The 26,244-nt window shown below is 64.1% G+C and carries 29 protein-coding genes and 1 pseudogene; 9 read left to right on the forward strand and 21 right to left on the reverse strand.

Going from position 1 to position 26,244, the window contains the following annotated elements; translation table 11 throughout:
- Positions 1–39: 39 nt before the first annotated feature.
- Together ctaD and coxB are read right to left on the reverse strand one after the other, a co-directional pair.
- A pseudogene (gene ctaD, locus HK436_RS00105) lies at positions 40–1,691 on the reverse strand (cytochrome c oxidase subunit I).
- A gap of 35 nt (positions 1,692–1,726) precedes the next feature.
- On the reverse strand, positions 1,727–2,596 hold the full coding sequence (gene coxB / locus HK436_RS00110) for a cytochrome c oxidase subunit II (protein WP_173186406.1): 870 nt from the start codon (positions 2,594–2,596) through the stop codon (positions 1,727–1,729).
- Between the two features lie 477 nt (positions 2,597–3,073).
- On the opposite strand from coxB, the gene HK436_RS00115 reads away from it, so the two are divergent.
- Positions 3,074–3,571 (forward strand): invasion associated locus B family protein, encoded by a 498-nt coding sequence (locus HK436_RS00115; protein ID WP_244648679.1) that lies wholly within the window; start codon positions 3,074–3,076, stop codon positions 3,569–3,571.
- 87 nt (positions 3,572–3,658) lie between these two features.
- Positions 3,659–5,074 carry a metalloprotease TldD gene (tldD, locus tag HK436_RS00120; protein WP_173186410.1) on the forward strand — a complete coding sequence of 472 codons (1,416 nt, stop codon included), beginning with the start codon at positions 3,659–3,661 and terminating at the stop codon, positions 5,072–5,074.
- 183 nt (positions 5,075–5,257) lie between these two features.
- Here the strand turns inward: tldD and HK436_RS00125 are convergent, their stop codons facing one another.
- Positions 5,258–5,770 carry an RES family NAD+ phosphorylase gene (locus tag HK436_RS00125; RefSeq protein ID WP_173186412.1) on the reverse strand — a complete coding sequence of 171 codons (513 nt, stop codon included), beginning with the start codon at positions 5,768–5,770 and terminating at the stop codon, positions 5,258–5,260.
- On the reverse strand, positions 5,763–6,134 hold the full coding sequence (locus tag HK436_RS00130; RefSeq protein WP_376769114.1) for an antitoxin Xre/MbcA/ParS toxin-binding domain-containing protein: 372 nt from the start codon (positions 6,132–6,134) through the stop codon (positions 5,763–5,765). Before HK436_RS00130 ends, HK436_RS00125 begins: the two co-directional genes overlap by 8 nt.
- A 118-nt stretch (positions 6,135–6,252) precedes the next feature.
- Between HK436_RS00130 and HK436_RS00135 the strand changes: the two genes are divergently transcribed.
- On the forward strand, positions 6,253–6,912 hold the full coding sequence (locus HK436_RS00135; RefSeq protein ID WP_312860545.1) for an NAD-dependent deacylase: 660 nt from the start codon (positions 6,253–6,255) through the stop codon (positions 6,910–6,912).
- Here HK436_RS00135 and HK436_RS00140 read toward each other — a convergent pair whose 3' ends face one another.
- The 6 genes from HK436_RS00140 to HK436_RS00165 form a co-directional block, all read right to left on the reverse strand.
- A complete protein-coding gene (locus HK436_RS00140) occupies positions 6,913–8,157 on the reverse strand; it encodes a class I SAM-dependent RNA methyltransferase (RefSeq protein WP_173186414.1) in 1,245 nt (414 codons plus the stop codon).
- Entirely contained in the window at positions 8,154–8,918 is a 765-nt protein-coding gene (locus HK436_RS00145; protein WP_173186416.1) for a TlyA family RNA methyltransferase, read from the reverse strand. Before HK436_RS00145 ends, HK436_RS00140 begins: the two co-directional genes overlap by 4 nt.
- A gap of 51 nt (positions 8,919–8,969) precedes the next feature.
- A complete protein-coding gene (locus HK436_RS00150; protein ID WP_173186418.1) occupies positions 8,970–9,254 on the reverse strand; it encodes a hypothetical protein in 285 nt (94 codons plus the stop codon).
- 132 nt (positions 9,255–9,386) lie between these two features.
- Positions 9,387–11,300 (reverse strand): 1-deoxy-D-xylulose-5-phosphate synthase, encoded by a 1,914-nt coding sequence (dxs, locus tag HK436_RS00155; RefSeq protein ID WP_173186420.1) that lies wholly within the window; start codon positions 11,298–11,300, stop codon positions 9,387–9,389.
- A gap of 82 nt (positions 11,301–11,382) precedes the next feature.
- On the reverse strand, positions 11,383–12,303 hold the full coding sequence (locus HK436_RS00160) for a pirin family protein (RefSeq protein ID WP_173186422.1): 921 nt from the start codon (positions 12,301–12,303) through the stop codon (positions 11,383–11,385).
- Between the two features lie 62 nt (positions 12,304–12,365).
- Positions 12,366–12,737: an MAPEG family protein gene (locus HK436_RS00165; protein ID WP_173186424.1), complete on the reverse strand. Its 372-nt coding sequence runs from the start codon at positions 12,735–12,737 to the stop codon at positions 12,366–12,368.
- A gap of 81 nt (positions 12,738–12,818) precedes the next feature.
- Between HK436_RS00165 and HK436_RS00170 the strand changes: the two genes are divergently transcribed.
- Entirely contained in the window at positions 12,819–13,148 is a 330-nt protein-coding gene (locus tag HK436_RS00170) for a winged helix-turn-helix transcriptional regulator (RefSeq protein ID WP_206680461.1), read from the forward strand.
- Between the two features lie 64 nt (positions 13,149–13,212).
- Here HK436_RS00170 and HK436_RS00175 read toward each other — a convergent pair whose 3' ends face one another.
- The 4 genes from HK436_RS00175 to HK436_RS00190 form a co-directional block, all read right to left on the reverse strand.
- Entirely contained in the window at positions 13,213–13,467 is a 255-nt protein-coding gene (locus HK436_RS00175; protein ID WP_173186426.1) for an exodeoxyribonuclease VII small subunit, read from the reverse strand.
- Positions 13,468–13,471: 4 nt separating this feature from the next.
- Positions 13,472–14,398 (reverse strand): histone deacetylase family protein, encoded by a 927-nt coding sequence (locus tag HK436_RS00180; RefSeq protein ID WP_173186428.1) that lies wholly within the window; start codon positions 14,396–14,398, stop codon positions 13,472–13,474.
- A gap of 71 nt (positions 14,399–14,469) precedes the next feature.
- Entirely contained in the window at positions 14,470–15,444 is a 975-nt protein-coding gene (locus HK436_RS00185) for a hypothetical protein (protein ID WP_173186430.1), read from the reverse strand.
- A 58-nt stretch (positions 15,445–15,502) separates the two neighbouring features.
- Positions 15,503–16,108 carry a TetR/AcrR family transcriptional regulator gene (locus tag HK436_RS00190; RefSeq protein ID WP_173186432.1) on the reverse strand — a complete coding sequence of 202 codons (606 nt, stop codon included), beginning with the start codon at positions 16,106–16,108 and terminating at the stop codon, positions 15,503–15,505.
- Positions 16,109–16,247: 139 nt separating this feature from the next.
- On the opposite strand from HK436_RS00190, the gene HK436_RS00195 reads away from it, so the two are divergent.
- Positions 16,248–17,465: an MFS transporter gene (locus HK436_RS00195; RefSeq protein ID WP_173186434.1), complete on the forward strand. Its 1,218-nt coding sequence runs from the start codon at positions 16,248–16,250 to the stop codon at positions 17,463–17,465.
- A 70-nt stretch (positions 17,466–17,535) separates the two neighbouring features.
- On the opposite strand, the gene ribB is transcribed toward HK436_RS00195, so the two are convergent.
- The 3 genes from ribB to HK436_RS00210 form a co-directional block, all read right to left on the reverse strand.
- Positions 17,536–18,636 (reverse strand): 3,4-dihydroxy-2-butanone-4-phosphate synthase, encoded by a 1,101-nt coding sequence (ribB, locus tag HK436_RS00200; RefSeq protein WP_173186436.1) that lies wholly within the window; start codon positions 18,634–18,636, stop codon positions 17,536–17,538.
- A gap of 25 nt (positions 18,637–18,661) precedes the next feature.
- Positions 18,662–19,768: a chorismate synthase gene (aroC, locus tag HK436_RS00205; protein WP_173186437.1), complete on the reverse strand. Its 1,107-nt coding sequence runs from the start codon at positions 19,766–19,768 to the stop codon at positions 18,662–18,664.
- Between the two features lie 86 nt (positions 19,769–19,854).
- Positions 19,855–20,313: an SRPBCC domain-containing protein gene (locus HK436_RS00210; protein WP_173186439.1), complete on the reverse strand. Its 459-nt coding sequence runs from the start codon at positions 20,311–20,313 to the stop codon at positions 19,855–19,857.
- A gap of 145 nt (positions 20,314–20,458) precedes the next feature.
- Between HK436_RS00210 and HK436_RS00215 the strand changes: the two genes are divergently transcribed.
- From HK436_RS00215 to HK436_RS00225, 3 genes are all read left to right on the forward strand, one after another.
- Entirely contained in the window at positions 20,459–21,427 is a 969-nt protein-coding gene (locus tag HK436_RS00215) for a GlxA family transcriptional regulator (RefSeq protein WP_312860440.1), read from the forward strand.
- A 104-nt stretch (positions 21,428–21,531) separates the two neighbouring features.
- Complete coding sequence (locus tag HK436_RS00220; protein ID WP_244648420.1) at positions 21,532–22,137, forward strand: glutathione S-transferase N-terminal domain-containing protein; 606 nt, start codon at positions 21,532–21,534, stop codon at positions 22,135–22,137.
- A gap of 150 nt (positions 22,138–22,287) precedes the next feature.
- Positions 22,288–22,557: a DUF1344 domain-containing protein gene (locus HK436_RS00225; protein ID WP_244648422.1), complete on the forward strand. Its 270-nt coding sequence runs from the start codon at positions 22,288–22,290 to the stop codon at positions 22,555–22,557.
- A gap of 3 nt (positions 22,558–22,560) precedes the next feature.
- On the opposite strand, the gene HK436_RS00230 is transcribed toward HK436_RS00225, so the two are convergent.
- From HK436_RS00230 to HK436_RS00245, 4 genes are all read right to left on the reverse strand, one after another.
- The gene (locus HK436_RS00230; RefSeq protein WP_376769115.1) at positions 22,561–23,151 is read right to left on the reverse strand and encodes a histidine phosphatase family protein; all 591 of its coding nucleotides are present in this window, start codon (positions 23,149–23,151) and stop codon (positions 22,561–22,563) included.
- Positions 23,148–23,966, reverse strand: coding sequence for an enoyl-ACP reductase FabI (fabI, locus tag HK436_RS00235; protein ID WP_173186441.1), 819 nt, complete (start codon positions 23,964–23,966; stop codon positions 23,148–23,150). Before fabI ends, HK436_RS00230 begins: the two co-directional genes overlap by 4 nt.
- 84 nt (positions 23,967–24,050) lie before the next feature.
- Positions 24,051–24,992, reverse strand: coding sequence for a DnaJ C-terminal domain-containing protein (locus HK436_RS00240; RefSeq protein ID WP_173186443.1), 942 nt, complete (start codon positions 24,990–24,992; stop codon positions 24,051–24,053).
- 95 nt (positions 24,993–25,087) lie between these two features.
- Complete coding sequence (locus tag HK436_RS00245) at positions 25,088–25,561, reverse strand: RT0821/Lpp0805 family surface protein (RefSeq protein WP_173186445.1); 474 nt, start codon at positions 25,559–25,561, stop codon at positions 25,088–25,090.
- Positions 25,562–25,602: 41 nt separating this feature from the next.
- Between HK436_RS00245 and pdxH the strand changes: the two genes are divergently transcribed.
- Positions 25,603–26,217 carry a pyridoxamine 5'-phosphate oxidase gene (gene pdxH / locus HK436_RS00250; RefSeq protein WP_173186447.1) on the forward strand — a complete coding sequence of 205 codons (615 nt, stop codon included), beginning with the start codon at positions 25,603–25,605 and terminating at the stop codon, positions 26,215–26,217.
- Positions 26,218–26,244: the final 27 nt, after the last annotated feature.

Raw genomic sequence — 26,244 nt, forward strand, 5'->3', positions numbered from 1 at the left:
GGCCAGGCCGGCGGTTTCCATTCTGTTGCGGCTGCTGCCTTACTTGATCTTCGGCAGCTGTTCCCACTGGTGGTAGGGCGGCGGCGACGAAAGCTGCCACTCAAGCGTGGTTGCACCCTCGCCCCACGGATTGGCGCCGGCCTCGCGCTTCTTCGAAAAGGCCTCGAAGACGCCATAGAGGAAGATCAGCACACCGATTGCGGAGATGTAGGAGCCATAGGACGACACGGCGTTCCAGCCCGCATAAGCATCCGGATAGTCGATGTAGCGCGCGGCATGCCGGCCAGACCCAGGAAGTGCTGCGGGAAGAACACCAGGTTCACGCCGATGAACGTGACCCAGAAGTGGGTACGCGCGATGAGCGGCGAGTACATGTAGCCGAACATCTTCGGGAACCAGTAGTACCAGCCCGCGAAGATCGCGAACACGGCACCCAGCGACAGCACGTAGTGGAAGTGCGCGACCACATAGTAGGTGTCGTGAAGCGCGCGGTCGAGGCCGGCATTGGCGAGCTGAACGCCCGTGACGCCGCCGACGGTGAACAGGAAGATGAAGCCGATCGCCCACAGCATTGGAGTGCGCATGGAGATCGAGCCGCCCCACATGGTGGCGATCCACGAGAAGATCTTCACGCCAGTCGGAACCGCGATGACCATCGTCGCGAAGACGAAATAGCGCTGCGTGTCGAGCGACAGGCCGGTCGTATACATGTGGTGCGCCCACACGATGAAGCCCACCGCGCCGATTGCCACCATGGCATAGGCCATGCCGAGGTAACCGAAGATCGGCTTGCGCGAGAAGGTTGACACGATGTGGCTGACGATGCCGAAGCCCGGCAGGATCAGGATGTACACCTCGGGGTGACCGAAGAACCAGAACAGATGCTGGAACAGGATCGGATCGCCGCCGGCGGCCGGGTCGAAGAAGGCCGTGCCGAAGTTGCGATCAGTCAGCAGCATGGTGATCGCGCCAGCCAGAACCGGCAGCGACAGCAGCAGCAGGAACGCTGTGATGAGCACCGACCATGCAAACAGCGGCATCTTGTGCAGCGTCATGCCCGGAGCGCGCATGTTGAAGATCGTGGTGATGAAGTTGATCGCACCGAGGATCGACGAGGCACCCGCGATGTGCAGCGAGAGGATCGCAAAGTCCATCGCCGGGCCGGGCTGGCCGGATGTCGACAGCGGCGGATAGATCGTCCAACCGCCACCAACGCCATAGGCACCGGGGGCGCTCGGCATGAAGATCGAGATCAGCAGCAGGATGAAGGCAGGCGGCAGCAGCCAGAACGAGATGTTGTTCATGCGCGGGAACGCCATGTCCGGTGCGCCGATCATGATCGGCACCATCCAGTTGGCGAAACCGCCGATCATCGCCGGCATGACCATGAAGAAGATCATGATGAGCGCGTGGCCGGTGGTGAACACATTGAACATGTGCTTGCCGCCGTCGATGGCGGCATCGCCCTCATAGCCGTAGACCATGGACGCCAGGCCATGGAAGATCTGGATACCCGGTTCGGCGAGCTCCCAGCGCATCATCACCGACAGGAAGCCGCCGATGATGCCAGCCATGATCGCGAAGATCAGGTAGAGGGTGCCGATGTCCTTGTGGTTGGTCGAATAGACCCAGCGAACCCAGCCGGTCGGCTTGTGATCGTCATGGGCGTCGTGAGCTGCAGCGCCTGCCATTTTCCCGCTCCGTATCCTGTTCTCTCACGCAGACTTCAGTTGCCGGCGTCCGCTACATTCATTTGCTGGCCGCGAATCGAGGCCATCAGCGACTTGTTGGCCTCTTCGAGGCTCGCCTGAGCCTCCGAGCGCCATGCGTCGTACTGCTCCTGGCTGACGACGCGGATGCCGATCGGCATGTAGGCGTGATCCTTGCCGCAGAGCTCAGAGCACTGGCCGTAGAAGATGCCTTCACGCGTGGCGTTGAACCAGGTCTCGTTGATACGCCCCGGCACGGCGTCGACCTTGATGCCGAAGGACGGCATCGCGAACGCGTGGATCACGTCGGCCGCGGTGACGAGAACGCGCACGGTTGTGTTGACCGGCACGACGACCTCGTTGTCGACAGCCAGAAGACGCGGAAACTCCGCCATGTCTTCCTTGCCCGCCGAGGCGCGATCGCCCTCCTGCAGCATGAAGGAGGCGAACGTCAGCGGCTCCTCGTCCTGGTACTCATATTCCCAGTTCCACTGGTAGCCGGTGGCCTTGATGGTCATGGTCGGCTCTTCCGGCGGATTGTACTGCGCCGTCAGGAGCTGGAACGAGGGAACCGCCAGGAACAGCAGAACGATAACCGGACCTACGGTCCAGATCACCTCGATCATGGTGTTATGGCTGGTGCGCGACGGCGTCGGATTGGCGCTCGCGCGGAACTTGATGATGCACCAGGCCAGAAGCGCCAGCACAAGAAAGGTGATCGGCACGATGAACCAGAGCGTGTAGCGCTCGAACCAGACGATCGCCTCCATCATGTCGGAAGCCGGCTCCTGGAAGCTCAGCTGCCAGGGAGCCGCCTGCCCCGCGAATGCGCTCGAAGCGGCAAGTACCAGCGAAACGGCGCCCAGGCCCGCAAGGAACTTCTTCATAACCCTCTTCATCTCCCCGGTCGAAACGTCTCGACGAAACTACAATGCCGGCTGGCGGACATGCGCCGGGCCGTTATCGCGCGTTCAAACCATACTCTCATATCAACCGCAAGAAAGGCATGGCGGGATATCTGCGGCATTTTTGCGCGCGCGGCCCACATCCTGCCCCATATGCCTTGATTTCGCTCAACTTGCGACGAAAGCATCGGGCGCGCTCACGATGCGCATCGACGGGGTACAATCGCGAGGCATCGCAAGGACTTGCGTATAGTCTTGTTTGCGCGAGCCGACTCTCGGGCTAGATTGTCGTGATTCGCGAAGGCATGATCGCAAACTCCGGTCGCAGATGCCGGCTTCGGACACGATCATGCCCCATCGATGTGATTTGGGCTGACCTGGCGCGACGCAGGCGAAGATGCCGCGCCGCCAGAGTGCTTAAGGATGCAAGGGGTAGGATCGATGCCGTTTCGTTGGACAATGCCGTTTGCGGCCGCCCTCGGTGCGATCGCCTTTTGCCTTCCGGCGGCGGCGCAGCAGCAGGCGCCCTCGGGCGCGGTGAAGTCGACCCATGGGGCGTGGTCGGTGATCTGCGATACGCCCGGCGGCGCAGCGACCGAGCAATGCGCCCTGATGCAGAACGTGATCGCTGAAGACAGGCCGGAGGTTGGCCTTTCCGTCGTGGTGTTGCGCACGGCGGACGACCGGGCAGAAATCCTGCGGGTGCTGGCACCGCTCGGCGTGCTTCTTCCCAACGGGCTCGGGCTCAATGTCGACGGCAACGACGTCGGGCGCGCCTATTTCGTTCGCTGCTTCCAGGACGGCTGCTACGCCGAGGTGATTCTCGAACAGCCCCTGCTCGATATGCTGCGCAACGGCCAGGCGGCGACCTTCATCGTATTCCAGACACCCGAGGAAGGCATCGGTATTCCCGTCGAACTCGACGGTTTCGCCGAAGGCTTCGACGCGCTTCCCTGATTTTTCGGGGCATTTGACGCGGCGGGTGCAACTTTTCGCCCGCGCGACTATATAGCGGCCAGTGCCATTCAGGAACGGAGCCGCACAGTGCCAGCCAGCCTTCTCGAACAGTTCGACGTCTCCGAAGACACCATCCGCCGCATTGTCGCCGAAACCATCGATGGCGCCGATGACGGCGAACTCTTCATGGAATATCGCGAAGGCGAGGCTCTCGTTTTCGACAATGGCCGCCTGAAAACCGCGAACTTCAACGCCGATCGCGGTTTCGGGCTGCGGGCGGTCGCCGGCGAAGCGGCCGGTTACGCGCATGCAAGCGACTTCTCGCATGCGGCACTTCTGCGCGCCTCCGATGCGGTTTCCGCAGTCAAAGTCGGTTACAGCGGCACGCTGGCGGACGCGCCGGCCGGCACGAACCGCAAGCTTTACGGCGAAGAAAACCCGACCTCGGAGCCGGTCTTCGGCGAAAAGGCAAAGCTGCTGCAGGAGATCGACGCGTGGGTTCGCGATCGCGATCCGCGCGTGCGCCAGGTCACCGCGTCGCTGGCGGCCTCGTGGCAGCAGGTGGAAATCCTGCGCGCCGACGGCCGCATCGCCCATGACGTCCGGCCTCTGGTCCGCGTCAATGTCGCGGTCGTCGTCGGCGAGGGCGACCGCCAGGAGAGTGGCTCCTACGGCATGGGTGGACGCAAGGGTTTCGGCGATTTCATCGCAGAGGAATCGTGGAAGCATGCGGCCGAGGAGGCACTGCGCCAGGCGCTTGTAAACCTTGAGGCGGTGCCCGCCCCCGCCGGCACGTTCGACATCGTGCTTTCGGCCGGCTGGCCCGGTGTGATGCTGCACGAGGCAGTCGGACACGGGCTCGAAGGCGATTTCAACCGCAAGAAGACTTCCGCCTTTGCGGGGCTGATGGGCCAGCAGGTCGCGGCAAAAGGCGTCACCGTGGTGGACGACGGCACCATTGCAGACCGCCGCGGTTCGCTGACGATCGACGACGAGGGCACGGCCACCAACCGCACGGTCCTGATCGAGGACGGCAAGCTGGTCGGCTACATGCAGGACCGGCAGAATGCGCGGCTGATGGGAATGCGCCCCACCGGCAACGGACGGCGCGAATCCTACGCCCATGCGCCAATGCCGCGAATGACGAATACCTATATGACCGCCGGCGAGCATACGCCCGAAGAAATCATCTCTTCGGTGAAGAACGGCATCTATGCCGTATCGTTCGGCGGCGGGCAGGTCGACATCACCTCGGGCAAGTTCGTTTTCGGCTGCACCGAGGCCTACATGATCGAGGATGGCAAGGTGACCCAGCCGATAAAGGGCGCCATGCTGATCGGCAACGGTCCGGACGCGATGCACCGCGTGAGCATGATCGGCAACGACATGAAGCTCGACAACGGCATCGGCATGTGCGGCAAGGCCGGCCAGGGCGTGCCGGTTGGCGTCGGACAACCGCATCTGCGTATGAACCAGATGACAGTGGGCGGCACGCGGACGTAGTTCCTTCCGTGCGTCCTTCGAGGCTCACTGCGCTCGCACCTCGGGATGAGGACCGTTGTACCAATCCTGCAAGCTCGTGCGCTCGAGGGGCGTTTCGGTAATAGGCGGGTTCGATCAACCCACTTCCCTCATCCTGAGGTGCGAGCGCAGCGAGCCTCCAAGGACGCACCTGAAATCAAGCTGTCAGAGCCATGACGCCGGAGTTTTCGGCAGGCGGCCTTCGGGATCGACCACCGTCAGCTTCGGCTCGTCAGGCCCGTTCCAGCGCCACAGGGCCACACAGGTGCCGCCCGGCGACATGAAGGATGGATAAACGACGCCGTGGAACCCTTCGTGGAGCAGCCGCTCGCGCAGCATGTGGGTCTGCGGCTGCTCGCCGGCATCAAGCTCAGCGCGCCATTCGCAACGATGAATTTCTGAAGTCTCGCCGAAACCACCAAGCACCTGCTCATCGGTCAGATCGGCCAGGCTTGCGCCCACCAGCTCGAGCCGGGCGATGAGGGCCGGATGCTGAACGAAGCCCTGATTGTACTCCGCCCAAGCCGTCGAGAGCTCGCGCGCGGCATAGATCGTCGGCTCCCCCTCGGGATTCCAGCGGCCGCCGAAGCGCGCCGCCCCCTCGCCCGACAGCGGCAGATGCGCCCAGCGCGGAACGAAAGCGCGCCACAGGGTCAGCGGTGGCTTTCCGTCAGGCATAGACGCCGGAACGCACAGCCTCCAGATAGGCCAGAACCTTGTCGGCCTTGCCGTCGCGGACGAGATCGTAGGCGGTCTTGCCGGCCCAGCCCGGAATCGGCTGATGCTTGAACCAGATCGCCGCGCGTTCCTCGCCGCCGGCCATCTCGCCGGCCATCGCCAGCACCCGCACCACCGGGCTCAAGGCGGCGTCGACCTTGCGTGCGCCACCCCTGGCTGCCAGCGTGTTGCGGGCAACACCGATCAGGCCGGCCAGCTCGGTCATCGTAACGCCAAGCAGATCTGCGACGCGCCGCGCCGACAGGAACGGCGTGCCGCCCTCGCCGAACTTCTGTGCGGAGCTTTCCAACGCCATCATGGACATGACAACATCCTTGCGTATTTTGACATTTGTATGCTCAATATGCGCTCAATATTCGCCCATTTCAAGCTGAGCCGCCTATGAAGCCCCCTCTTCCATCGTCATCCTCACCGGCGCGGGGATTTCCGTCGAATCCGGCATACCCAGCTTTCGCGACAAGAACGGCCTCTGGTCGAAGATCGACTATCGCGATTACGCGACACCCGAGGGCTATGCGCGCAATCCCGGCAAAGTGCTCGAATTCTACAACATGCGCCGACGCAACCTGGCCAACGTCTACCCCAACGAGGCGCATCACGCGCTGGCGCGGCTGGAAGGTGGGTTCAAAGGTGAATTCCTGCTGGTGACGCAGAATGTCGACGACCTGCACGAATCGGCTGGATCGAGGAAGTTGATCCATATGCATGGCGAGCACGGGTCGGCGCTGTGCGAGGCATGCGGCATGCGCATGCGCTGGCGCGGCGACATGACCGTGAATTCGCAATGCACCTTGTGCGGGACCATCGGGCGCCTGCGGCCCGACGTCGTGTGGTTCGGCGAGATGCCGTACCAGATGGACCGCATCTATCGAGCGCTGCGTGAGGCGGAACTTTTCATTGCCATCGGTACGTCCGGGAATGTCTATCCGGCCGCGGCTTTCGTCGAGGAGGCGCGGGCGGCAGGTGCGCGCACGGTGGAACTTAACCTCGAACAGTCGGAAAACACCGAATTGTTTGACGAAACGATCCGGGGGCCGGCAACGGAAACCGTGCCGGCGTTCGTCGACCGGCTGCTGGCGTGACTATCGCCTCTTCCGCGGCTTCTCCAGCAGCGCCACCGCTTCGAGATGCGGTGACCACAGGAACTGGTCCACGGGCACCACACGCGTGAGACGATAGCCGCCATCGACGAGGATGCGCAGATCGCGCGCGAGAGTGACCGGATTGCACGAAACGGCCGCGACGAAGCGGACCTGGCTGCGGGCTATCTGCTTGGCCTGATCTTCCGCGCCGGCACGCGGCGGATCGAAGACCAGCCCGTCGAATGTCGCGTCGAGTTCCTTGAAGGTGAGCGGGCGCACGAACAGGTCGCGCTTTTCCACCGTAACCTTCTTGACCCGCTCGCCGAAACGGTAGGCGCGATCGAGGCTTGCAATCGCCGCCGCGTCGCCCTCCACCGCATGGACCTCGCTGTTGCGCGCCAGCCGGAGGGCAAAGGTGCCGACGCCGGCGAAAAGGTCGGCCACGCGCTTTGCCTTCGCCAGATGCGCGCCAACCAGTCCGGCCATGGTCGTCTCCGCCTCGGCGACCGCCTGCAGAAAGGCGCCCGGTGGCGGCAGCACCGCGACTTCACTGGCCATGATGAGCGGCTTCTTTGGCTCGACGATGATCTCGCCGTCTATGGAAAGGCGGGCGAGACCGCTGCGCACGACGAATTCGACCACTGCCTGGCGCGCCTTGCCTTCCAGCGACCCGCTGCCTTCGGCAGCCACATCGAGACCGGAGGCGGTGTGCGTGACGTTGAGCCGGAAAGGCTTGAAGCTGCGTGCGATCAGCGCCGTCAGATCGCGGAGCATCGGCAGGCTCTTGACGATCGACGGCAGAAGGATCGGGCATTCCTCGACATCCACGATGCGGTGCGAGAGCGCGGCGTTGAAGCCGAGCAGCACGCCCTTGTCCGTCGTGCGGGCGGTAAACGCCGCGCGGCGGCGCGTGTACGGCTGGCAGGGAACCAGATCATCGACGGGCACCTCCAGCCCTTTCGACCGCAGCGCCTCGACAAGCTTCTCGCGTTTCCACTCGCGATAGGCCGTCTCTTCCAGATGCTGGAGGGCGCAGCCGCCGCAATCGCCGAAATGACGGCACGGCGGCTCGACGCGCAGCGGTGACGGCTCGATGACCGAGACAAGGTCGGCCTTCTTTCCGTCCAGCGAGGCGTTGACCTTTTCGCCGGGCAGCGCGAACGGCACGAAGACCTGCCCCTGCCCCGTCTCGGCGATGCCGTCGCCCTGGGCGCCGAGACGCGAAATGGTAAGAATGCCGCTCATCTGTCCTTCACGCCTGCCAGCAGGAATTCCCGGTTGCCATCGCCACCTTCGATCGGCGACGGCACGAAGCCCAGCGCACGCCATCCGGAACACGCGCCCAGCCATGCTTCGAGGTCTTGCGCAATCTGCTCGCCCATCGCGGGGTCGCGGAGGAGGCCGCCCTTGCCGATGGCTTCCCGGCCTGCCTCGAACTGCGGCTTGACCAGCAGCACGCAGCGCGCGCCGGGCGCGGCAAGATCGAGCGCCGGCGGCAAAGCGAGCTTCAGCGAGATAAAGCTGACATCGGAGACCACGAGGCCTGGCCCGATGGCGCCGAGATGACTGGCATCGAGATCGCGCGCGTTAAGCTTTTCCAGCGAGGTGACGCGCGGATCGGCTGCCAGCGCCGGGTCGAGCTGACCATGTCCGACATCGACCGCAACCACATGCGCGGCGCCACGCTCCAGCAGCACCTGCGTGAAACCGCCCGTGGATGCGCCGATGTCGAGCGCATGCAGCCCCGCCGGATCGATGCCGAATGCGTGGAGCCCCGCCACCAGCTTAAGCGCCGCGCGCGAGACATAGGTGCGCGCCGGATCGTCGACGGCAATCTCGGCCGTCTCGGCGGTCGGTTGCCCCGGCTTCGCCGCCGCGACCCCATTTACGACCACCGCGCCGCGCGTGATCGCATCGCGCGCCCGCGAACGGCTGGCAAAAAGCCCGCGCCGGACGAGCAGTTCGTCCAGGCGCAGCCGGCCGGCGGGTTGGTGTTGCGTGTTCATGCGCCTTCCTTGGGCCAAGCGCGCGGCCAAGGCAAGACGGATCGGGGATTGTCAGAGTTCAGGAGAGGCCCGCGGTCTTCGCTCGACCGCGATCGCAAGTCCGTCCTGCCAGACGCCGGGCAGTCTGGCGCCCGGTCTTGCCGGCGTGCCCTCCTCGGGTCGCCTCTCCAATCGGGGCTCCTCGCCGAGACCGAAAGCGCCGCGCAACGGGGCGTTCAGTCGGGAAGCGACGATGCTGGCGGCCGCCTCATCGAGGCGGCGGTCATAGCGTTCGTCGGCGGCCACGTCACCGCCAAGCACCATCACCACCAGCAAGGCAAACGCCAGCCTGCGCATCCCGAAACCCCATTTGCTTTCGGGCGCGGTTCTATCGCAGCGGACCTAAGGAAGCGCCAAGCGGAAGGGTTAGCGAAACGTATGCGCGACGTGCGCACCAAAGCCTGGAAGGCGGGCACTCATTGGCCTCAATCAGGCGCTTGCGGCGCCCACCGAGCGACCGAGCGCGCCAAATACCGCACGCACGATGCCCGCCGTGTCGAGCCCGGCATCCGCATACATCTTCTCAGGTTTGGCGTGATCGACGAAGGCGTCCGGCAGGATCAGCGGCCTGACCTTGAGGCCGCTTTCCAGCAGGCCCTCATGGGCGAGCTGGTGCAGGACATGTGTCGAGAAGCCGCCGATCGCGCCTTCCTCGACCGTGATGAGCACCTCGTGCTCGCGCGCGAGCCGGCGTACCAGATCGGCGTCGAGCGGCTTGGCGAAGCGGGCGTCGGCGACCGTCGTGGAGAGGCCCGCAGCGTCCAGTTCTTCGGCCGCCAGCAGGCAGTCAGCCAAGCGGGTGCCGAACGACAGCAGCGCCACCTTTGTGCCCTGCTTGACGATGCGGCCGCGGCCGATTTCCAGCGGCTGGCCACGCTCGGGCATCTCGACGCCAACGCCATTGCCGCGCGGATAGCGGAAGGCGATAGGACCCCCATCGAAATCGGCGGCAGTGCGCACCATGTGCCGCAGTTCCGCCTCGTCGGCGGCCGCCATGACGACGAAGTCCGGCAGCGAAGCCAGATAGGTCACGTCGAACGCGCCGCAATGGGTCGGGCCGTCAGCGCCGACGAAGCCGGCACGGTCGATCGGAAAGCGCACCGGCAGCTTCTGGATCGCGACGTCGTGCACAACCTGATCGTAGGCGCGCTGCAGGAAGGTCGAATAGATCGCCGCAAACGGCTTCAGGCCTTCCGTCGCCAGGCCGGCCGCGAAGGTGACGGCATGCTGCTCGGCGATGCCGACGTCGAAGGTGCGCGAAGGGAACGCCTCGCCGAAGAGATCGAGACCCGTGCCGCTCGGCATCGCAGCGGTGACGGCGACGATACGGTCGTCTTCCTGAGCTTCGCGCACGAGGCTTTCGGCGAACACCTTGGTATAGCTCGGCGCATTGGCCGGCGCCTTGGCCTGCGCGCCGCTGATGACATCGAACTTGTTGACGCCGTGATACTTGTCGGCAGCCTGTTCGGCCGGCGCATAGCCCTTGCCCTTCTGGGTGACGACATGGATGAGCACGGGACCGGTACCGTTGTCGCGCACGTTGCGCAGCACGGGCACGAGGTGCTCGAGGTCATGCCCGTCGATGGGGCCGATGTGAAAGAAACCCATTTCCTCGAATAGCGTGCCGCCGGTGACGTAGCCGCGCGCATGTTCGACGGCGCGCGTAACAGCACGGTCGACGCGCTTGCCGAGATAGGACGTCAGTTTCTTGCCGAAATCCCGGATGCCGGCATAGGTCGAGCCCGAAGCGAGCCGGGCCAGATAGTGGCTCATCGCGCCGGACGGCGGCGCGATCGACATGTCGTTGTCGTTGAGGATGACGATCAGCCGCGCGTCGAGCGCGCCGGCGTTGTTCATCGCCTCATAGGCCATGCCGGCCGACATGGCGCCGTCGCCGATCACGGCAATCACGTTGTTGGCGCCACCCTTGAGATCGCGCGCAACCGCCATGCCGAGGCCGGCGGAAATCGAGGTCGAGGAATGCGCCGCTCCGAACGGGTCGTATTCGCTCTCCGTTCGCTTGGTGAAGCCGGAAAGGCCTCCTTCCTGCCGCAGCGTGCGGATGCGGTCGCGCCGGCCGGTCAGGATCTTGTGCGGATAGGCCTGGTGGCCGACATCCCAGATGATGCGGTCGGCGGGCGTGTCGAAGACGTAGTGAAGCGCCACCGTCAGCTCGACCACGCCGAGGCCGGCTCCCAGATGGCCGCCGGTCTGCGAAACCGCGTCGATCAGTTCCGCCCGCAGCTCGGAAGCCAGTTGCGGCAGTTCGCCTTCGGGCAGGTCGCGCAGGTCGGCTGGAATGCGGACCTTGTCGAGGAGCGGGGTATCGGGGGCTGGCGTCACAGGCTCGCCGTTTCATCCATTGTCGTATCGAGCCCGAAATAGGCCGTTGAGCCGCGAAAGTAAATGCGGCCTTTGGGCCGGTTCAACCTTCGGGCAGCGGAATAAACTCTTCCTCGTCGCCCGGAACGATGTCGAAACGGCCGGTCCGCCACTCTTCCTTTGCCTGCTCTATGCGCTCCTTCGAGGAGGACACGAAGTTCCACCAGATATAGCGTTTCGAGCCCAGCGACGCGCCGCCGAACAGCATCAGATGCGCACCGCGCTCGGACGAGACGACGATCTCGTCACCCGGACGGAAGGCAAGCAACCGGTCGGACGGGAAGCGGTCGGTGAGAACGTCGACTTCGCCGTCCAGTACATAGATGGCGCGCTCCTCGGCATCGGCTGGAATCTGCAGGCGCGCTCCGGGAGCAAGCCTGATATCCGCATAGAGCGTGTCGGATGCCGTCTTGACCGGCGAACGCAGACCGTGAAAGGCGCCGATCACCACACGGCCCGATACGCCGTCGGCATCGAGGACTGGCATCTCGTCACGCGCGGTGTTCTCGAACAGCGGATCGACTTCCTCCTTGCTGTCCGGCAAGGCGAGCCAGGTCTGCAGACCGGACATCGCCATGGGGTTGCCGCGCAACTCCTCGGGCGAGCGTTCGGAATGAACGATACCCCGCCCTGCGGTCATCAGGTTGATGTCGCCGGGCTCGATGACCATCTCGGTCCCGAGCGAATCGCGATGCCTGATCTTGCCGTCAAATAGGTATGTGACGGTCGAAAGTCCGATATGGGGATGCGGGCGCACGTCGAGCATCTCGTCGCCGCGCAGGATCGCCGGTCCCATGCGGTCGAAGAAGATGAAAGGGCCGACTAGCTTTCGCCTGGCTGTCGGCAGTGCTCGGCGCACCTCGAACCCGCCGATATCCTTGGCATTGGGTATGATGAGGGTTTCGATGGCGTCGCACGCAAGCGCGTCGCCGGGCTGGGGATCATTGCCGGGGAAGAAGCTCATGAGACATCTTCGCCCCCGCAACGCGCTTGCCAAGAGGGATTTGGCCTGAGAGCCGGCGGCCCCTATGCGAAGGCGAGAATGCATGCGCCTGCAAGGAGGGCGCTGTAGGTAAAGATCATGCCCGGCGCGCGCATGGCGGTGCTGCCGGTCATGATGCCGGCATAGTGCAGCGCCCTGCCCGCGACCAGCAGGCCAGCGACAAGCCAAATCCAGTGGGTCGCTGCGCCGCGATATTCAGCAAGGCCCAGAAGAATAAGCACCATTGGGACGTATTCGGTGAAATTGCCCTGAGCCCGGATGCGCCGCATCAAGGTCTCGTCGCTACCGAAGCCGATCCTGGTGTCCACCTTCATCCGGCGCAGGCTGACCGAAATGCTGATGACGATCAGCGCGACCGCCGCAAGCGACGCGGCCATGGACGTGATGGGCAGCATGGAAACTCCTCCAGTCTCAACTCTTCATGCAGCTTACGCCTTTGTGCTTGCATTTTGCAAGTTAGAATCCATAATGGTGACATGGTGGAGTTTCGTTCCCAATGCCCGATCGCCTCGACGCTCGACATCGTCGGCGACAAGTGGTCGTTGCTGATCCTCAGGTCGATGGTGGTCGGAGCGACGAGCTATTCGGATTTTCTCGCCTCGGCCGAGAAGATATCGACCAACATTCTGGCGGAGCGGCTGCGCCGGCTGGAAGATGCAGGACTGATCGCGCGCGCTACCGCGCGACAAGGCTCGATCCGGGGCGCCTACGCGCTGACGCCGCGCGGCGCGGCACTTATTCCCGCCCTGCAAGGAGCTCGCCCGATGGGGCGAGGCCAACATTCCGGACAGATGGGAGGCGCCTGAACGGTTCTATGCGGCAAGGCCGGAGGATTTTGGCGAGGCCGCTCCGGCGGACGGCTAGAATCGCCTATTCGGGATCGAGCGGCTCGGTGCCGACAGGCGCACCGTCGCGCGACAGGCGGATCTTCTCCACCTTGTCCTCGGCCGCCTTCAGCAGCTTCTCGCAATGCGCCTTGAGCGCTTCGCCGCGCTCGTAAATGCGGATCGACTGCTCGAGCGGCACGTCTCCGCGTTCCAGATCGTCGACAATACGCTCCAGCGCCTCAAGCGCCTGCTCGAAGCTCAGCGCCTTGATGTCCTCGTTGGCCGCATCCTGGTTCATCACATCATCCCTTCATCAGGCGGCGTACGTGGGCAGCGACCGAGAAGGCCAGCCCGTGAAGGTCGTAACCGCCTTCCAACAGGCTGACGAGCCGATTGTCGGACCACCGACCTGCCTTGTCCATCAACTCGCCGGTCGCCCAGTCGAAATCGTCCTCATCAAGATTGATCTCGGCCAGCGGGTCGCGGTGATGGGCGTCGAAGCCGGCCGAAATGATGATGAGGTCGGGCTGGAAACGGTCGATTTCCGGCAGGACACGCGACAGAAACGCGTCGCGGAAGGTGTCGCTGCCGGTTCCGGCCGTCAGCGGTGCGTTGACGATGTTGCCCACGCCCGTCTCGTCCTTCGCGCCGGTGCCCGGGTAAAGCGGCATCTGGTGCGTGGAGCAGTAGAGCACGGACGGGTCGTCCCAGAAGATGTCCTGCGTGCCGTTGCCGTGGTGCACGTCCCAATCGACGATGGCCACGCGCTCTGCCCTGTGCGCACGCTGCGCGTGGCGGGCCGCAATCGCCGCATTATTGAAGAGGCAGAAGCCCATCGCCGTCACCTTCTCGGCGTGGTGGCCGGGCGGGCGGGCGGCGACGAACACGTTGTCGGCTGTACCGGAGAAAACGTCGTCCACGGCGGCATTGGCCGCGCCGATAGCCGTCAGTGCCGCCTGCCAGCTCTTCGGGCTCGCCGAAGTGTCTGTATCGATGCGGGCGATGCCTTCCTCGGGAATGCGTGAGCGAACCTTCTCCACGAACTCTTCAGGATGCGCATAGAGGATCGTCGCCGGATCGCCCTCCGGCGACTGCTGCCTGTCCAGATCGGCAAAGGCCTCATCCGCCAGCACCCGCTCTATGGCGCGCAGCCTGTCCGGCCGCTCCGGGTGACCCGCCGGCGTCAGGTGCTCAAGATAGATCGGGTGGGTGTAGAGCCTCGTGGTCATGCCCCGATATAGGCGCAGTCGCGCAAAATGACCATGTCGCGAGCCGAAACAGAGCCTGTGTTCAACAGGCTTTATGCCGGTGCGCCTGCCTCGCTGCTCCGCCCCATGCCCATGGAAGCGGCAGCCTTGTCCTTGAGATCGCGGAAGTGACGCGAGGCGCCGGCAAGCTTGCGATCCCATTCGGGATTGGGAGCCTGTCCCTCGATCGTGCGGAAATAGACCTGCATCAGAGCGGCAATCACAAAGGGCTCGATCAGCGCTGCCTTGACCGCCCAGGCGAAGACAAGCGCCAGCACGAAAGACCAGCCGGCAAGCTGGCCCGGCATCACATAGAGGATCGCTGCCGCTGGCGCGAGCATGACGAGGAAGACCGCAGCCGCCAGCACCCACATGAAGACCGCCAGCCAGACGGCGTTCTTGATCATCATCGTGCCATTCTGTGCGTAGAGCACGACGCCCTGCCGGGCGCTTTCGAACGGCGCGCTGCTGTTTGTGCGGATGTTGTAGCCGAGGATGATCTCGTCGACATAGGTGAGCGAGATGCGCACGACCGTGTTGACGAAGTTGGCGATGCCCTGGAGGCCAGGTATCGGCAGGAGCGCGGCCGTGCCGCTGATCAGCCCGGTGATCACCCGAACAACGCCCTTGATGAGCTGGTCGACAACGAAGAGCACGTTGGCCTCCGCAAAGCGCGCCTTGACCGTATCGGTCGCGTACGAGATCTGCCCCTGCCCGCCCGGAACCTCGCGCCCGTCGATCAGGTGCACCATCACGGCGATGTGGCCGGCCTTCACGACGTAGAGGATGTATTCACGGATCCAGTAGACGACGACCGACACCAGCCCGAAGCCCGCGATGCCGCCCCAGAGCGCGAAACTGCCCGGGCTGTCGGATATGTGGCCGACACCGTAGCCGACGCCCGCGCCCGCCCCCGTTGCCACGATATAGGCGACAGTGATGCCGAAATAGACGACGAGCCTAAGCGCTATGAACGGCCAGGTTCTCGCCATGATGCCGAGCGTCCTGCCAATATCGAAATCCCACATCCCAAAGCCCCTGAAACGAATCACAGGCGCAAAGTATAGCGGCGACGCTTCCGTTGCGTCACTGAATGCGGTGGACTAGTCGCAACCCCTCCAGCATCGCCCTGAAGGCGACGACCGCCCGGGCCGAGGTTGCTTCGGGATCGTCCGAGTTGGCGATCCACAACGCCGCCTGCACCGACGCGCCGTTGATCATGCGCGCGGCGGCATCGGCTTCAATGTCCGGCCGCACGAACCCCGCCGCCTTCAGCGTGGTCAGGCTCTTGATCAGCGAGGCGATGCAGCCGTCCTGGTTGGCCCATTGAAACGGATCGCCCAGAACTGCCGGCCCATCGCGATGCACGATGCGCTGGATTTCGGGCTCCAGCGCCATCTCGATATAGGCCGTGCATTCGTCCACGAAGCCCTGCCACGGGTTGTCGGCCCTGCTGGAAATCTCGTTCAGCCGCGCCGACATCTCGCTGTCGAGCTGGGCGACAACGGCTTCCAGCAACCCCTTCTTCCCGCCGAAATGATGATAGAGCGCACCGCGGGTAAGGCCCGCCTCCGCCGTGAAATCGTCCATCGACGCTTCCGCATAGCCCACCGTGCCGAAAGCCTTTCGGGCAGCCGCAATCAGCTTGCCCCTGGTTTCGGCAATCATCTCACTGCGCGGTCTGTGCGCCATGGTCTGGTTTCCTATCAGCTTCTGTACCAATCGACATACGTCTCGTATGCCAATTGACATACGAGACGTATGAACTTACGTGCACATTCATACGATGCGTATGTAAGTCAACTCATGCCGAAAATCGAGGAGTTTCCCGATGGCAAATCCATATGGCGTAATTTTCAGTGCGCGGGGAGCCAAGGGCTTTTCCTCCGCGGCCTTCTTCGCCCGCCTACCGATCGCGATGGCGCCGATCGGCATCGTGGCGATGCTGTCCCAAACCCATGGCGAATATTGGCTGGCCGGTGCCGTCTCGGCCACCTTCGCGCTCACCAACGCGTTCATCGCGCCGCAGATATCGCGTTTCATCGACCGGTTCGGGCAGACGGCTGTTGCCACGCCGGCCACGATCGTCTCCGCGCTAGCGTTCCTGGCTCTGCTTGCCGCGACCAACCAGGGTTGGGCCAACTGGACGCTCTTCGTGTCTGCTTTTCTTGCAGGTTTCATGCCGAGCATGCCGGCCATGGTGCGGGCGCGGTGGACGGAGCTCTTCCGTGACAGGCCGGAGCTCAACACCGCGTTCGCCTTCGAATCGGCAGCCGACGAGCTCGTCTATATCGCCGGCGCTTCGCTTTCCGTCGGCCTCAGCGTCGCGCTGTTTCCCGAAGCAGGCATGCTGACCAGCACCGTCCTGCTGATCGTCGGCACCGCCGTCTTCCTGTTGCAGCGTTCCACAGAGCCGGCCCTTCAGCCCGCCGAAGACGCATCGACACATTCCGCGATCCGGCAACGCCCGGTACAGATCGTGACGCTGGCGCTCATCTTCGTAGGCGCCATCTTCGCCACCGCCGAAGTCAGCTCGGTGGCGATCACGGAAGAACTCGGCCAGCCGAACGCCGCCACGCTCGTCATCGGCGTCTATGCGCTGGGCTCGTTCGTGGTCGGCCTTATCATGGGCGCGCTCAGCCTGAAGACGCCGCTGCACCGCCAGCTTCTAATTGCGCTGTCGATCGTCGGCGCCACCACGGTTCCGCTTCTCTTCGCAGATACCGTCACCCTGCTGGCACTTGCGGTCTTCCTCAGCGGCGTGGCGATCTCGCCGACCTTCATCACGGCCTTCGGCCTGATCGAACGGCGCGTGCCGGCCAACATGCTCACCGAGGGCGTCACCTGGGTCATGACCGGCATCGGCATCGGCATGGCGTTCGGCGCGTTCGCGACGGGTTGGGTTGTGGACAATTTCGGCGCCCGGAACGGCTTCTGGGTATCGGTCATCGCCGGTGCGGCGGCATTCACGACCGTCCTTCTCGGCCAGCGCAGCCTTGCCGGCGAAAGGCGGGCATCTGCTGCCTCGCTGGCTCAGCCGGCAGAGTAGCCTTGACCGGAAACGAGGAGCCCGCGGTTGCGGGGCTCTTTTCCGTTCAGGCACCTGCATGCGAAAGCGGCTACAGGATTTCGGTCGAGCTGATCTCGATGCCGAAGCCTTCCAGCCCGACATAGTGCTTTTCGCGCGAGGTGATGAGCTGGATGGAGGCGATGCCGAGGTCGCGCAGTATCTGCGCGCCGAGGCCGATCTCCCGCCACTCGCTCTCGCGCCGCAGCGCCTCCTCATGCGCCTCGCTGCCTTCGTGAGCTGGGCGATTGCGCGTCTTCTGGCCAACGCCGACGGAGCCCTCGCGCAAATAGACAATGACGCCGCGGCGGCTTTCGCCCATGCGGCGCATGAGCTCGTCCAGGCGGCTGTCGGGACCGAACACGTCGGTCACCACGTCTTCGGGATGTAGACGCACCGGCACGTCGGTGCCGTCGCGTATATCGCCGAAAACCAGCGCGAAGTGTTGCATGGCGTCCCACGGAAGCCGGTATGTATAGGCCTTGGCTGGGCCGGCGACCGTATCCACGTCGAAACAGGCGACGCGCTCGATCAGCGTTTCCTGCCGTTGCCTGTAGGCGATGAGATCGGCGACGGAGACCTGTCTGAGACCGTGTGTTTCGGCAAAGGCGGAAACCTGCGGGCCGCGCATCACGGTGCCGTCGTCGTTGACCAGTTCGCATATGACGCCGACTGGCGGCAGACCGGCCAGCTTGCACAGGTCCACCGCGGCCTCGGTATGGCCCGAGCGCATGAGCACGCCGCCCTCGCGAGCGACCAGCGGAAAGATGTGGCCCGGGCGCACGAAATCGGCAGCACCGACATTGCCGTTGGCAAGATTGCGCACAGTCAGCGTGCGGTCCTCGGCAGAAATGCCGGTCGTGGTGCCGTGCTTGAAGTCGACGCTGATCGTGAAGGCCGTCGAGTGCGGCGCGTCGTTGTCGGCCACCATCGGCTGAAGATTGAGCCGCTTGGCCTCCTCGCGCGGCATCGGCGTGCAGACGATGCCCGAGGTGTGGCGCACGATGAAGGCCATCTTCTCCGGCGTGCAGTGCACGGCGGCCACGATCAGATCGCCTTCGTTCTCGCGCCCGTCATCGTCCATGACGACGACGATCTCGCCGCGCTCGAAGGCGCGCAGCGCCTCAACGATCTTCTTCTGGTCGTATGCCATGCAGGCTGCCCCTCGCTATGTCCGGTCAGGCAATGCGGCCGGTCTGGCCGCGATGTCGCAGATAATGGTCCGCGATTGCGCAGGCAACCATGGCCTCGCCGATCGGTACAGCGCGGATTCCGACGCAAGGGTCGTGACGCCCCTTGGTACGCACATCGACATCCTTGCCGTCGACGTCGACGGAACGGCGGGGCGTCAGGATCGACGATGTCGGTTTCACCGCAAAACGCGCGACGACCGGCTGGCCCGTGGAGATGCCGCCAAGGATGCCGCCAGCGTGGTTGTCCAGGAACAGCGGCTTGCCATCGTTGCCGATGCGCATCTCGTCTGCGTTTTGCTCACCCGTCATGCGCGCGGTGGCGAAACCGTCGCCGATCTCCACGCCCTTGACCGCGTTGATCGACATCAATCCGGAGGCGATGTCCTGATCGAGCTTGGCGTACACCGGCGCGCCGAGACCGGCGGGCACACCCTCGGCGACGATCTCGATCAATGCGCCTACGGAGGAGCCGGCCTTGCGCACCTCATCCAGATAGTCGGTGAAGACGGTCACGGAAGCCGGATCGGGCGTGAAGAACGGATTGTCGGCGCTCTCGATGAAATCCCAGTTCCAGTTCGCGCGGTCGATCTCCTTCGTTCCCATCGCCACCAGGGCGCCGCGCACGACCATGCCCGGCACGACCTTGCGCGCAAGCGCGCCGGCCGCCACCCGCGCCGCCGTCTCCCGCGCCGAGGAGCGGCCGCCGCCGCGATAGTCGCGGATGCCGTATTTGATGTCGTAGGTGTAGTCGGCGTGGCCCGGCCGATACTGGCGGGCGATCTCGCCATAATCCTTGGATCGCTGGTCGACGTTTTCGATCATCATCGAGACAGGCGTGCCGGTGGTAATCAGTATCTCGGCATCCGAGTCGTCGGGGACCACGCCGGAGAGCACCTTGACCTGGTCCGGCTCGCGGCGCTGGGTGACGAAGCGCGACTGGCCAGGGCGTCGCCGGTCGAGTTCCGCCTGGATCTCGGCCAGCGTGAAACGGATACCGGGCGGGCAGCCATCAACGACGCAGCCGAGCGCCGGCCCGTGGCTTTCGCCCCAGGTCGTGACGCGAAACAGATGACCGAATGTATTGTGCGACATGCGACAGCCCGCGGAGAGTTTTCGCGTCGCTTCTATTGGCGTTTGCCATGGGCGTCAAACGACGCCCATGGCTCTGGTATCCGCGCCTACTTCGCCTTGCCGTCCAGCCAACCCTCGATGGATGTCAGCATATGCTGCCAGCCTTCGCGATGACCCTCGACGCTGTCGTTACCGTCGAAATAGAGCCCCTGCTCTACCAGCCGCATGCGCGTGCCCTCGCCATGCTTGTCGAAGGCGACGGTTACCGTGCCCGCGAAAGTCAGCGCGCCGTTTGCGCGCAATGAGCTGCCGTAGACGATCCGGCGTTCGGGATCGATCTCCAGGTAGCGGTTCTCGTTCAGATATTCGTCGCCGCCCTCCGGGCCGAATCGGCAGATATCGGTGTCGCCGGCAGCGAAGCTGAAGCGGTCGAAATCCATATGCCAGCCCGGGCCGGGATGGCCCCACTGCCGTTGCGCTTCCTCCTGCGACCAGGCCGCGAATACCGCAGCGACCGGGTGATGGTACTCCTTCGTCAGATCGACGGTGCCTTCTTCAAGTTTCATGATTTTTCCTTTCCTGCCGGGTGTTTGACGAGGCCAGCATCGGCAAAGCAGCGCGAGGCCGCCAGAGCGCGTATCGACAAAAACAGGGCATTCGTGCCATTCTCGTCTCATGCCATTTCAACCTCGCCCGACAGAGCCTCTGCGCGTGTCCATCCTTTCCCTGCCGGAAAGCGGGACGATGGCCGCCTTCGGCCTGCATGAGGTGCTGAACGATGCTGGCAGGGGCCATGGCGCGCGTCCACTGGAGGCCCGGCTGACCGCCCGGCGCGCGCAAGCGTTCAATTCCAGTACGGGGCTGCGCGTCACGCCGCAGCAGGATCTCGGCGCCGAACGCGCGGACGTGGTCATCGTCTGCGACATCCATCTCGACCAGACCGACACGCCGGAAGGCCGCTGGGCCGAAGAGATCACCTGGGTGCGGAGCCACCTCGACAGCGGCGCTCTCGTCTGCTCGACCTGCAGCGGCGCCGTGCTTCTCGCCGAAGCGGGGCTGCTGAACGGAGCCGAAGTGGCATCTCACTGGACGATGGCCGACCTCTTCCGCGACCGCTATCCGAGCGTGACGTTCAGGCCGGAACGCATCCTGTGCGACAGCGGGCACGGCGGCCAGATCGTCACGACAGGAGGTGCCTCGTCGTGGCAGGACCTCGCGCTATACCTGATCGGACGCTTCTGCGGGGCAGAGGAAGCTGCACGCGTGGCGCGGCTGTTTCTGCTGGGCGACCGCGGCTACGGCCAGCTTCCGTTCGCATCCATGGCCCGCCCGCGCCAACACAGTGACGCGATCGTGAGCAGGGTGCAGGCCTGGCTGGTGGATAATTACGCCACACAGAATCCCGTCACCGCGATGGTTGAACGCTCCGGCCTGCCCGAGCGCACGCTCAAGCGCAGGTTCAAGGCAGCCACCGGCTACACGCCGGTCGAATATGTGCAGGCGCTGCGCATTGAGGAAGCGAAGCAGATGCTTGAAACGGAGGACAGCGCCATCGAGGAGATCGGCGCCAAGGTCGGCTACAGCGATCCGACCTTCTTCCGCAAGCTGTTCAGGCGCCGGGTCGGCGTGACGCCGGCGCAATACCGGCAGCGCAACCGGTTTCGCGGGCTCGCCCAATGATGGCTCGTTTGCCCCGTTCACTGCCGTTTCGCCACTGACGCTAAAGCCACAGCCAGGCCACGATCACCGCATCGGGCACGGCGCCCGCTCACCTGATGGAGGCAATGATGGATTTCTTCTACACCCCGGGCACATGCAGCCAGGCTGCCCACATCCTGCTTCGCGAGGCAGGGCTGGCGTTTTGCGCGCACAAGGTCGACATCTTTTCCGGCAAGGTGGATGACGGCAGCAACTACAGGGCGATCAACCCGAACGGTTATGTGCCGGCAATCGCGCTCGACGACGGAACGCTGCTGACGGAAAACGTCGCCCTGCTCGACTGGATCGATGCGCAACGCACGGATGCTAGTTCGCCAGCGCCGATGGAGCGCTACCGGCACCTCCAGATGCTCGCCTTCCTGTCCACCGAGGTGCACAAGCCTTTCGTGCGCCTGTTCTTTACCGAGAGCGAAGACGAAATGACCTATTTGCGCCAAGTCCTGGAGCAGCGCTTCGCCTGGGTCGGCTCCGTCATGCGGGGGCCCCACATGCTAGGTGAGCACTTCTCGGCGTCGGACGCCTTTGCCTATGTCATGCTGCGCTGGGCGGCGATGGTCAAACTGGAAGTCCCGGAACGGCTGCAAGCGCTTGCGGGACTGATAGAGGCCCGCGATTCGGTCCGGACGGTCCTTGCAGCCGAAGAGCAGGAACTGCTCGGCATGGCGGCCTGAACAGGCACGACCTGCGAGCCGGATTATGCGGTGGAACAGTTGCCACCGGGCACGGTTAAAGTTTTGACACAGTCAGCCTGTTTCTGCTTTGGTCGCGCCACAAGCTCGTAGGTCGCCTCGCCGGTGCGAGGCCAGTTGCAAGGAACCACAATGCGTAAGGTGACAAGGGCTGCTTCCGCTTTTCTGATCGCAACCGGCATCGCGCTGTCGCCGATGACCGCATTTGCCGCCGACGACGATGAAGGCACGATCGCCACCGTCGACCGCGAGGGCCTGACGATCACACTGGACAACGGGAACACCTATAAGCTGTCAGGGGAATTCGACGTTGAATCGCTTCAGGAAGGCGTCGATGTCGTTCTGGCCTACGACACGATCGGCGGCGTGAAGACCGTCACCGACCTGATTATCTACGAATAGGCTTCAAAGCCACTCCAGCCTGCCGTCGCGCAGGCGCAGCACGCGATCCTGCGGCACGATAAGGGCAGCGCATTCGGCAGGCGACAGTGTGTCGGTCAGCCGGAAGATCGAACGGATGATGCCGCCATGCGTGACGCAGATCGTGTCACGCTCCATCTCTTCCAGCACAGGCCGGATGCGCTCGGTCAGGATCGCGTAGCTCTCCGCCCCCTCGCCCGGCGGCACGAAGTTCCACTTGTCTTCTTCGCGGCGCGCAAAGCAGCCGGAATCACTGGCTTCAAGCTCGGCGAAGGTATGTTCCTGCCAGTCGCCGAAATGCACCTCCACCAGCCGCGGGTCGAGCCGGTAGCCGTCTGGCGCCATACCTATGGCAACGCGAATGCGCTCCATCGTCTCGCGCGTACGACGCAACGGGCTTGATACGAAGTCGAAAGCCGCCGGGTCGCCAACCAGCCCGCGCAGAAGCTCACCATTGCGCGTCGCCTGAGCGCGGCCGGTGTCGTTCAGGTCGGTGTCGGCCTGTCCCTGGAGCCTGCCTTCCGCGTTCCAGTCGGTTTGTCCGTGGCGAACGAAATAGACGGTGCGGGGCATCATTCCTTGACGACGGAAATATCAGGCGCGTCGACTGCCTTCATGCCGACGACGTGGTAGCCCGAATCGACGTGGTGCACCTCACCCGTGACGCCTTTGGAAAGATCGGAAAGAAGGTACAGGCCTGAACCGCCGACCTCCTCGATCGAGACGGTCTTCTTCAGCGGAGCATTGTATTCGTTCCACTTCAAAATATAGCGGAAATCGCCGATGCCGGAGGCGGCAAGCGTCTTGATCGGGCCGGCGGAAATGGCGTTGACGCGGATGCCCGAGCCGCCGAGATCGACGGCCAGATAACGCACGCTCGCCTCGAGCGCGGCCTTGGCGACGCCCATGACGTTGTAGTGCGGCATGACCTTTTCGGCGCCGTAATAGGTCAGAGTGAGGATCGAACCGCCCTCGGTCATCAATTTCTCGGCGCGCTGTGCGACAGCCGTCAGCGAATAGACGGAGATGTCCATGGTGCGCTGGAAGTTCTCGCGCGTGGTCTCGACATAGCGACCGTCGAGTTCGTCCTTGTCGGAAAAGGCAATGGCGTGAACGAGAAAGTCGAGCTTACCCCATTTCTCGCGCAGACCGTCGAAAACAGCATCCACGCTCGACATGTCAGTGACGTCGCAATCGCCGGCCACCACGGCGCCGAGATCGGCGGCCAAGGGCTCCACACGCTTGCGGAACGCCTCACCCTGATAGGTCAGCGCCAGTTCCGCGCCCTGATCGGCGCACGCCTTTGCTATGCCCCAGGCAATCGACCTGTTGTTGGCGACACCCATGATGAGGCCGCGCTTGCCCGCCAAGAGGCCGTTTCCTGCCGACATGTGACATCTCTCCGCATCTTCTGCCGTTGGCTGCCTATCGCACAGCCGCATGGATGCTTCAAGCTGAACGGTGACGGCTCCCGCCTATGCAGTGCCGGCTTTCGTCGCGCGCATCAGCGCTTCAAGGTCCGCATCGCCACCTTCGGGCAGCATGATGCGCACATGCGCGTAGAGATCGCCGTGGCCGCCGCCCTTCAGCGGCAGGCCCTTGCCCTTGAGGCGCAGCTTGCGGTCGGAACTCGACCACGCGGGGATGGAGACGGCAAGCCGCCCGTACGGCGTCTCGACGGCGACCTTCGCACCAAGCACGGCGTCGGCCAGCGGCACCGGAACGTCGACATGCAGGTCACGCCCCTCGACGCGATAGAGCGGATGCCTTGCCAGCCGCACCTTGACCAGGGCATCGCCCGGCGCACCTCCAAGCGGCGACTGAGACCCCTGCCCCTTGAGCCGTATGGTCTGGCCGTCCTCAACGAAGACCGGCAGCTTGATGCCCAGCTTACGGCCATCGGGAAACGCCGCCGTCACCTTGGCGGCCGTGGCCACCTCCTCGACGGTGACGTCGAGCGTGGCATTGAGATCTGCGCCTGCCGGAGCCTGCCGTGCGCCCGCACCGGGGCCTCCCGCTCCCGCGCCACGCCTGAACGACTGGCCGAAAATCTCGCTGAAAATGTCGCCCGCATCGCTGTCGAAACCGCCGCTGCGGAATTCGTACCGGGCGCCGCCGGGACCCCGCCCGCCTGCGCGGCGGAACGCCTCGAAGGGATCACCGCCGCCCGCGCCCTCGAAATTGGCGAAGCGGGGTTTGCCGCTGGCGTCTATCTCGCCGCGGTCGAACTGGGCGCGCTTGGTCTCGTCGCCGACCACCTCATAGGCCTGATTCGCTTCGGCGAATCGCTCCTTGGCCTTCGGGTCGTCCGGATTCTGGTCAGGATGATATTTCTTCGCGAGCTTGCGGAACGCCGACTTGATGTCTTTCGCAGAGGCGTTCTTCGCAACGCCCAAGACGTCATAGGGATCGCGCATAGTGTCCTGTCTGCCGAAAAAGCGTTGTGAGGTCTTCCGTCGCTAATATGCGTATGGCTAGGAAGAAATTCCAGTGCGATGCAGCATTTCCAGCGCTAATCGACAGGGACGAAGGATTTCATCACCCAAAGCTTCGCCGATCCAAGGCAGGTTTCGCCGCGATAGAGGCGGACACCGTCGAAGCTCTCGCGGGAGGCGGTGAAGGCGCGGCAGAGATAACCGCTGTCGCGGCTTTCGGTGATGGCGCTGATCGCTCCGCGAGAACCGGTCTCGGCATTGGCCCATCCGATACCCTCCGCGCTCAACTCCTCGACGAGGGCGGACGAGACGGCGTTGCGAATGGTCATTTCATCCGAGGTCGCGGCCGCATCGCTGGCCGGTGCCGCTGAATCACGGGAGATGGATCCGGTGACGATCGAACGGTCCGGCACGGCATCGTCGATGGAAAAGCTTCTGGCGCCACACCCCGAAAGCGCGACAACGGCAAGCAGCACAAGCGCCCCGCGTGCGCTGAGCCAACGGAAAACCTGCCTGTCCCATCCAGCGAAAGGTTGCGCCGGGCGCGCCAATGGGCATTCTCCCGTCTATCCCAATACGTCAGGACAGGATTATGACCGAGACAGGGTTAACGGACGGTGATTTCACCCAGAGCGCCGAGCCCTACGCGCTTTTTGCCCGCTGGCTCAACGACGCCACCGCGGCCGAGCCGAACGATCCCAACGCGCTGGCGCTGGCGACGGTCGATCCCGATGGGCTGCCGAATGTGCGCATGGTGCTGCTGAAGGGTTTCGATGAAGGCGGTTTCGTCTTCTACACAAACTATGAAAGCACCAAAGGCCGGGAAGTCCTCGCCTCGATGAAGGCGGCCATGTGCTTCCACTGGAAAAGCCTGCGCAGGCAGGTGCGGGTGCGCGGGCCGGTGGAGAAGGTCACCGCCGCCGAAGCCGACGCTTATTTTGCAACGCGTGCGCGCGGCAGTCGGATCGGTGCATGGGCTTCGGCACAGTCACGGCCGTTGGAAAGTCGCTTTGCGCTGGAAAAGGCGGTTGCCGAATATACGGCGCGCTACGCGATCGGCGAGATCCCGCGGCCTGCCCACTGGTCAGGCTTCAGGATCAAACCGGTGTCGATAGAGTTCTGGCACGACCGCCCGTTCCGCCTGCACGACCGCGTCCTGTTCGAAGCCGAAGGCGACGGCTGGAAGAAGACGCGGCTTTATCCGTGAGATGGCTTCGCCACCCTGTCCTCGCGA

It is taken from the genome of Neoaquamicrobium sediminum, assembly GCF_013240295.1.
Lineage (GTDB): Bacteria > Pseudomonadota > Alphaproteobacteria > Rhizobiales > Rhizobiaceae > Aerobium > Aerobium sediminum.

Coding starts and splice junctions, on each gene's coding strand:
- aroC (WP_173186437.1), bottom strand. CDS start 19,768: ATGTCGCACAATACATTCGGTCATCTGTTTCGCGTCACGACCTGGGGC.
- HK436_RS00180 (WP_173186428.1), bottom strand. CDS start 14,398: ATGACCACGAGGCTCTACACCCACCCGATCTATCTTGAGCACCTGACG.
- HK436_RS00175 (WP_173186426.1), bottom strand. CDS start 13,467: ATGAACCAGGATGCGGCCAACGAGGACATCAAGGCGCTGAGCTTCGAG.
- HK436_RS00130 (WP_376769114.1), bottom strand. CDS start 6,134: ATGTCCATGATGGCGTTGGAAAGCTCCGCACAGAAGTTCGGCGAGGGC.
- ribB (WP_173186436.1), bottom strand. CDS start 18,636: ATGGCATACGACCAGAAGAAGATCGTTGAGGCGCTGCGCGCCTTCGAG.
- HK436_RS00220 (WP_244648420.1), top strand. CDS start 21,532: ATGATGGATTTCTTCTACACCCCGGGCACATGCAGCCAGGCTGCCCAC.
- HK436_RS00150 (WP_173186418.1), bottom strand. CDS start 9,254: ATGCGCAGGCTGGCGTTTGCCTTGCTGGTGGTGATGGTGCTTGGCGGT.
- pdxH (WP_173186447.1), top strand. CDS start 25,603: ATGACCGAGACAGGGTTAACGGACGGTGATTTCACCCAGAGCGCCGAG.
- HK436_RS00170 (WP_206680461.1), top strand. CDS start 12,819: ATGGTGGAGTTTCGTTCCCAATGCCCGATCGCCTCGACGCTCGACATC.
- HK436_RS00165 (WP_173186424.1), bottom strand. CDS start 12,737: ATGCTGCCCATCACGTCCATGGCCGCGTCGCTTGCGGCGGTCGCGCTG.
- HK436_RS00115 (WP_244648679.1), top strand. CDS start 3,074: ATGCCGTTTGCGGCCGCCCTCGGTGCGATCGCCTTTTGCCTTCCGGCG.
- HK436_RS00145 (WP_173186416.1), bottom strand. CDS start 8,918: ATGAACACGCAACACCAACCCGCCGGCCGGCTGCGCCTGGACGAACTG.
- HK436_RS00190 (WP_173186432.1), bottom strand. CDS start 16,108: ATGGCGCACAGACCGCGCAGTGAGATGATTGCCGAAACCAGGGGCAAG.
- HK436_RS00195 (WP_173186434.1), top strand. CDS start 16,248: ATGGCAAATCCATATGGCGTAATTTTCAGTGCGCGGGGAGCCAAGGGC.
- HK436_RS00225 (WP_244648422.1), top strand. CDS start 22,288: ATGCGTAAGGTGACAAGGGCTGCTTCCGCTTTTCTGATCGCAACCGGC.
- HK436_RS00140 (WP_173186414.1), bottom strand. CDS start 8,157: ATGAGCGGCATTCTTACCATTTCGCGTCTCGGCGCCCAGGGCGACGGC.
- fabI (WP_173186441.1), bottom strand. CDS start 23,966: ATGTCGGCAGGAAACGGCCTCTTGGCGGGCAAGCGCGGCCTCATCATG.
- HK436_RS00160 (WP_173186422.1), bottom strand. CDS start 12,303: ATGAGCTTCTTCCCCGGCAATGATCCCCAGCCCGGCGACGCGCTTGCG.
- HK436_RS00210 (WP_173186439.1), bottom strand. CDS start 20,313: ATGAAACTTGAAGAAGGCACCGTCGATCTGACGAAGGAGTACCATCAC.
- HK436_RS00240 (WP_173186443.1), bottom strand. CDS start 24,992: ATGCGCGATCCCTATGACGTCTTGGGCGTTGCGAAGAACGCCTCTGCG.
- HK436_RS00230 (WP_376769115.1), bottom strand. CDS start 23,151: ATGATGCCCCGCACCGTCTATTTCGTTCGCCACGGACAAACCGACTGG.
- HK436_RS00185 (WP_173186430.1), bottom strand. CDS start 15,444: ATGTGGGATTTCGATATTGGCAGGACGCTCGGCATCATGGCGAGAACC.
- HK436_RS00125 (WP_173186412.1), bottom strand. CDS start 5,770: ATGCCTGACGGAAAGCCACCGCTGACCCTGTGGCGCGCTTTCGTTCCG.
- coxB (WP_173186406.1), bottom strand. CDS start 2,596: ATGAAGAAGTTCCTTGCGGGCCTGGGCGCCGTTTCGCTGGTACTTGCC.